The sequence below is a fragment of the Rhodococcus sp. NPDC057014 genome (assembly GCF_042673295.1).
In the GTDB taxonomy this organism is placed as follows: Bacteria; Actinomycetota; Actinomycetes; order Mycobacteriales; family Mycobacteriaceae; genus Rhodococcus_F.
This window is the reverse complement of sequence record NZ_JBHUSF010000474.1, coordinates 1-4,808: the sequence shown is the minus strand read 5'-3', so window position 1 is coordinate 4,808 and position 4,808 is coordinate 1. Positions and strand designations below refer to the sequence as shown.

Annotated in this window: 4 protein-coding genes; all 4 read right to left on the bottom strand. The window is 69.2% G+C overall.

Going from position 1 to position 4,808, the window contains the following annotated elements; genetic code table 11:
• Positions 1-19 precede the first annotated feature (19 nt).
• On the bottom strand, positions 20-1,429 hold the full coding sequence (locus tag ACFTZB_RS43075; protein WP_378441700.1) for an MFS transporter: 1,410 nt from the start codon (positions 1,427-1,429) through the stop codon (positions 20-22).
• A gap of 74 nt (positions 1,430-1,503) precedes the next feature.
• Positions 1,504-2,232, bottom strand: coding sequence for an enoyl-CoA hydratase/isomerase family protein (locus tag ACFTZB_RS43070; RefSeq protein WP_378441696.1), 729 nt, complete (start codon positions 2,230-2,232; stop codon positions 1,504-1,506).
• Positions 2,233-2,236: 4 nt separating this feature from the next.
• On the bottom strand, positions 2,237-3,436 hold the full coding sequence (locus ACFTZB_RS43065; RefSeq protein ID WP_012690608.1) for an acyl-CoA dehydrogenase family protein: 1,200 nt from the start codon (positions 3,434-3,436) through the stop codon (positions 2,237-2,239).
• 18 nt (positions 3,437-3,454) lie between these two features.
• Positions 3,455-4,808, bottom strand: a 1,354-nt coding sequence (locus ACFTZB_RS43060) for an acetate--CoA ligase family protein (protein WP_378441693.1), incomplete at its 5' end; no start/stop codon positions are given.

Sequence of the window (4,808 nt, the reverse complement as noted above, 5' to 3'; positions counted from 1 at the left end):
GGCGAAGGGAGGCGATCGCTCAGGTTCGCGGCGCGGACGCCTCCTCCAGCTTCTCCGTCCGCGGAGCGCTCGTCGCCGTCACCGGCGCGGCGGACACGGACGACACCTCCTCCAGCGACTTGCCCTTCGTTTCGGGCGACATGAAGAAGCAGATCACGAACGCGACCGCCGTCAGGACCGCGCCGAACAGCATCGTGGTGCCGGTGCCCAGCGAGGAGATGCTCAGCGGCAGCAGGTACGTGCCGGTCGCGGCGCCGAACCGACTGACGGCGGTGGCGATGCCCACGGCCGTGGCCCGGAACTCCGTGGGGAAGAGCTCGTTGGGGTAGATCCACACCAGGATGCTCGGACCGCCGGAGATGAACGCGTACGCGCAGAACGCGGCGACGATGAACCACAGCGGCCCGTCCGCCCACAACCACAACCCGGCCAGCGGAATCACCATCAGCGCCAACGGAATCACCGCGATCGGGCGCCGGCCCCACTTCTCGACCAGGAACAGCGCGGGAATGGATCCGGCGACGATGAGTCCGATGATGACGGTCTCGACGATGAGCCCCGCGGAACCGTCGCCGGAGATCGAGAATCCGGACAGGATCGTGGGCAGGAACGTCAGCAGCGCGTAGAGCGGGGTGACGACCGCCAGATACAGGGCGCTGCACATGATCAGCCGGGCGAGATACTGGCCCCGGAAGTAGATCCCGATGTCGGCCTTCGGCTTGTCGGCGGTGTCTTCGACGGTGACCGTGCTCAGATCCAGCTTCTCCCCGTAGATCTGCTCGACCACGGCCTCGGCGTCCGCGACCCGGCCGTTCTTCAGGAGCCACCGCGGCGACTCCGGGATTCCGCGCCGCACGAGGATCACGATCAGACCCAGGACCGCACTCGACGCGAGCAGCAGACGCCAGTGGTCGTTGCCGCCGGAGATCCCGACGACGAGCGCCCCGACCACGTAGGCGGCGACGGCACCCGCCGACCATGCGACGGCGGACATCCCGACCATCGCGCCGCGCTTGCGGGTCGGAGTGAACTCGGTGAGGAGCGAGGTGGCGATGGGGTAGTCCGCGCCGATGGCCGCGCCGATGACGAACCGCAGCACGATCAGCTGCCACGGCAACTGCACGAACACCGACAGCACGCACGCGACGACCAGCACCACCAGGTCGAGGGCGTACATCTTCTCCCTGCCCACCCGGTCGGTGAGGAAGCCGAACACGGTGGCGCCGAAAAAGATACCGATCAGCGAGGCCGCACCGATCAACCCGGCCTCGGCCGTCGTCGGGTGTAGCTGCTCGTGCACGCCGAGCAGGGCCACGCCGATGATGCTCATGACGTACCCGTCCAGGAATGGTCCGCCACAGCACGCGATCAGGAGCTTGGTGTGGAACCCGCGTTTGGCGGGTCTGTCCATCACGTCGAAGGAACTCATGTCGTCTCCACTACGTAGATTGGTGCCGTCACCCTCGGGGTGGCGGTCGAGTCGGCCGCACTCGGCCGGTACCGCTAAGGGGTTGTCTTGTTCAGCGCCGAGTAGGCGAGCTGCTCGAGCAGCAGCGACGCGTGGTGCGGGGCGTCCGCGCTGACGTCCAGCACCTGCTTGGTGATGCTCAGCGCCAGAGGCGAATACGCCGCGAGTTCGTGCGCGATGCTCAATGCCTGCTTCACGTGCTCCGCAGGAGGGGCGATCTCGCTGACGACACCCCAGCGTTCGGCGTCCGCGTGATCGAAGCGCCGACCGCGCAGGACGAGGTCGCGGGCACGGCCGGCACCGGCGATGCGGATGATGCGGGTGACGCCGCCGGAACTGGGGAGGATCCCGATGCCGATCTCCGGGAACCCGAAGACCGCGGCCGGATCGGCGACCCGGATGTCGGTGGCGAGGGCCAGTTCGAGGCCTCCGCCGAGGCAGTAGCCGGTGATCGCGGACACCGTGGGTTGCGGGAGCGCCGCGAGCGCCTCGTACACCGACCCGGAGGTCCGGTAATACTCGGCGATCGCCTCCGGCGTCATCTCCCGCAGTTCGGTGACGTCCGCGCCGGCCGAGAACACCGAGTCGCCCCCGGTGAGGACCACGGCCCGACTGGACTTCACCTCGGGTGAGCCCAGCGCGGCGAGCAGTGCGGCTTCCATGTGCGTGGACAGCGCATTCCGCTTCCGTTCGCGCCGCAGGGTGACGACGGCGACGTCGCCGTCCCGCCGCACGTCGACGGTTCCGGTGTTCTCGGTCGGCATCGTGTTACTTCTCCCCGGCCTCGTAGCGGAAGGACAGCAGGTTCTCGAGACCCCGCTTGTTGGCCTCGTTCGCGATGACCAGGCGCTGGATCTCCGACGTGCCCTCCCAGATGCGGTCGACGCGCAGCTCGCGCCACAGCCGCTCGACGGGGTAGTCGCGGATGTAGCCGCGGCCGCCGAAGATCTGGACGGCCCGGTCGACCACCCGGTTCGACGCCTCGGACGCGGCGAGCTTCACGGTCGCAGCCTTGGCGTGCAGGGTCTTTCGCAGATCGGCATCGTTCGGGTCGGCCTGGTCGAACTCCCATGCCACCTGGTGGGTGAGCGCCCGGTTGGTGGTGATGTCCACGACGGAATCGGCGATCATGCCCTGGATCAGCTGCCGGTTGATCAGCGGCTCGCCGCCCTGCACCCGCTCCCGCGCCCAGTCGACGGCCAGGGTCAGCGCCCGCTCGGCCGCACCGATCGTGCGTGCGCCGATCATCAACCGCTCCTCCGTGAACCAGTCACGGGTGAGGTCGTGGCCCTGCCCGATGCCGCCGAGCACGGCGTCCGCGCCGACTCGCACGTTCTCGAACGTGAACTCGGGGTGCTCGTAGACGAACGTGTGCGTGTAGCGGGGGATGTGCTTGATCTTCACGCCCGGGGTGTCGACGTCGATCAGAAAAATCGTTGCGGCGTTGTCGGGTTCGACGTTGGCCAGCACGATGAGGTAGTCGGCGACGTCACCGACCGTGACGAACCACTTCTCGCCGTTGATGATGTAGCCGCCGTTGCCGTCGGGGGTCGCGGTGGTGCTCGCCGCGGAGAAGTCCGAACCGGCGTTGGCCTCGGAGATCGCGACGGCGTCGCGGCGGTCGCCGCGGGCACCGGGGATCAGGTAACGCTCCCGCTGTTCGGGGGTCGCGTGGGTCAGCGGGTTCGCCGGCCGCCACACCGTGTCCCACAGCGCATTGGTGAGCTTGCCGAGTTCGTCCTGCACGACGGCCTGCTCGAGCACCGTCAGTCCCGCTCCGCCGTATTCGACGGGGGTGTTGATCGCCTGCAGTCCCGACGCGAGGACGGCCGCCTTGATGGTGGCGTGGGATTCGTCGGAGATCCCGTTGTTGCGTTCGCACTCGTCCTCGAACTGCATGATCGTGTCGGTCAGGGCGCGGGCGCGCTCCTTGAGGTCGGCGAGGCGGGGGCTGTATGCGAATTCCATGTTCAGAACTTCCTTGTGTCAGTTGGTGTTCGATGAGTTCAGGACGATGCGCGCGTCGAGTCCGAGGGCTTGCTTCGGGGTGACGAGCAGGGGGTTGATCTCGAGTTCCGCGATCTCGGGGTGTGCGGTGGCCACGGCCGTGATCGCGGCGATGGCGTCCGCGGCGGCGTCGATGTCGATCGGCGGCCTGCCGCGCACCCCTCGGAGCAGGGCGGACGCCCGCAAGTTGTCGAGCAGGCCGCGGGCGGTCTCCGCGTCGACCGGCGCCAGCGCGAAGGACACGTCGGCGAGGACCTCGGTGAAGATGCCGCCGAGACCCACCATGGCGACGGGGCCGAACCGCGGGTCGGTCTGGACCCCGACGATGAGTTCGACGCCCTCACTCAGGTCGGCCATCGCCTCGACGCAGTAGGCGGACGCTCCGAGCGAGGCGTCCATGCGGGTGAACGCGTCGGCGAGTTGTTCCGCCGACCCCAGACCCAGGGCGACCCCGCCGGAGTCGGACTTGTGCAGCAGGCCCATCGCTTTCAGGACCACCGGGAATCCGACGGCCTCGGCCGCCGCCACCGCCTCCGCACAGTTCCGCACCAGACGCGCCGCGGGGAATTCGACGCCGGCGCCGCGGAACAGTTCACGCGAATCCCAGTACGCGTCGCTGGTCACCGGCGCGGGCGGCAGACTGTCCGTACCCGCCTGATCCTGCGGCGCAGTGGTTTCGGCGATGACGCCGAGCGCCCCGGCGGCGTCCTCCACCGCGCGGAAGACCGGGACCCCGCTGTCGGCGAGCACCCTCGCCGCGGCGCTGTCGGGATGCATCGTGTGCACGACGACCGGCTTGCCGTGGGCGCGGGCCGTTTCCGCCATCGCGCGGGCGGTCTCGATCTCCTTGCGCGCCAGGTTCTCACCGTAGCTGCCGTAGCCGCCGAAATATCCGGTGAGAAGCACGGAATCGACCGCCGGGCTCTGCAGGATGGTGTCGAGGACGGAGACGAACGAGGTGATGTCCTGTTCCCCGGCGCCCGCGAGGTCGACCGGGTTGGTCACTCCGGCGGACGGCGGCAACAGTTCGCGCAGCGCGCCGCTGATGTCGGCGGGGAACTCCGGAACCGTGAGTCCGGCCGCCTCCACCACGTCGGACGCGACACCCGCGTGCCCGCCGCCGTCGGCGACGACACCGACCCGTCGCACGTCCGCGGGTCCGTACCCGAGGAGTGTCGCGGCGACGTCCGCGAGTTGCCGCGGGCTCGACACCCGGTACACCCCGGCCGCGCGGCAGGCCGCGTCGATGACCGCGCTGTCGGACGTCAGCGATCCCGTGTGCGACTGCGCCCCGCGGATGGAGGCCTCGCTGCCGCCCACCGTCAGCAGCAGC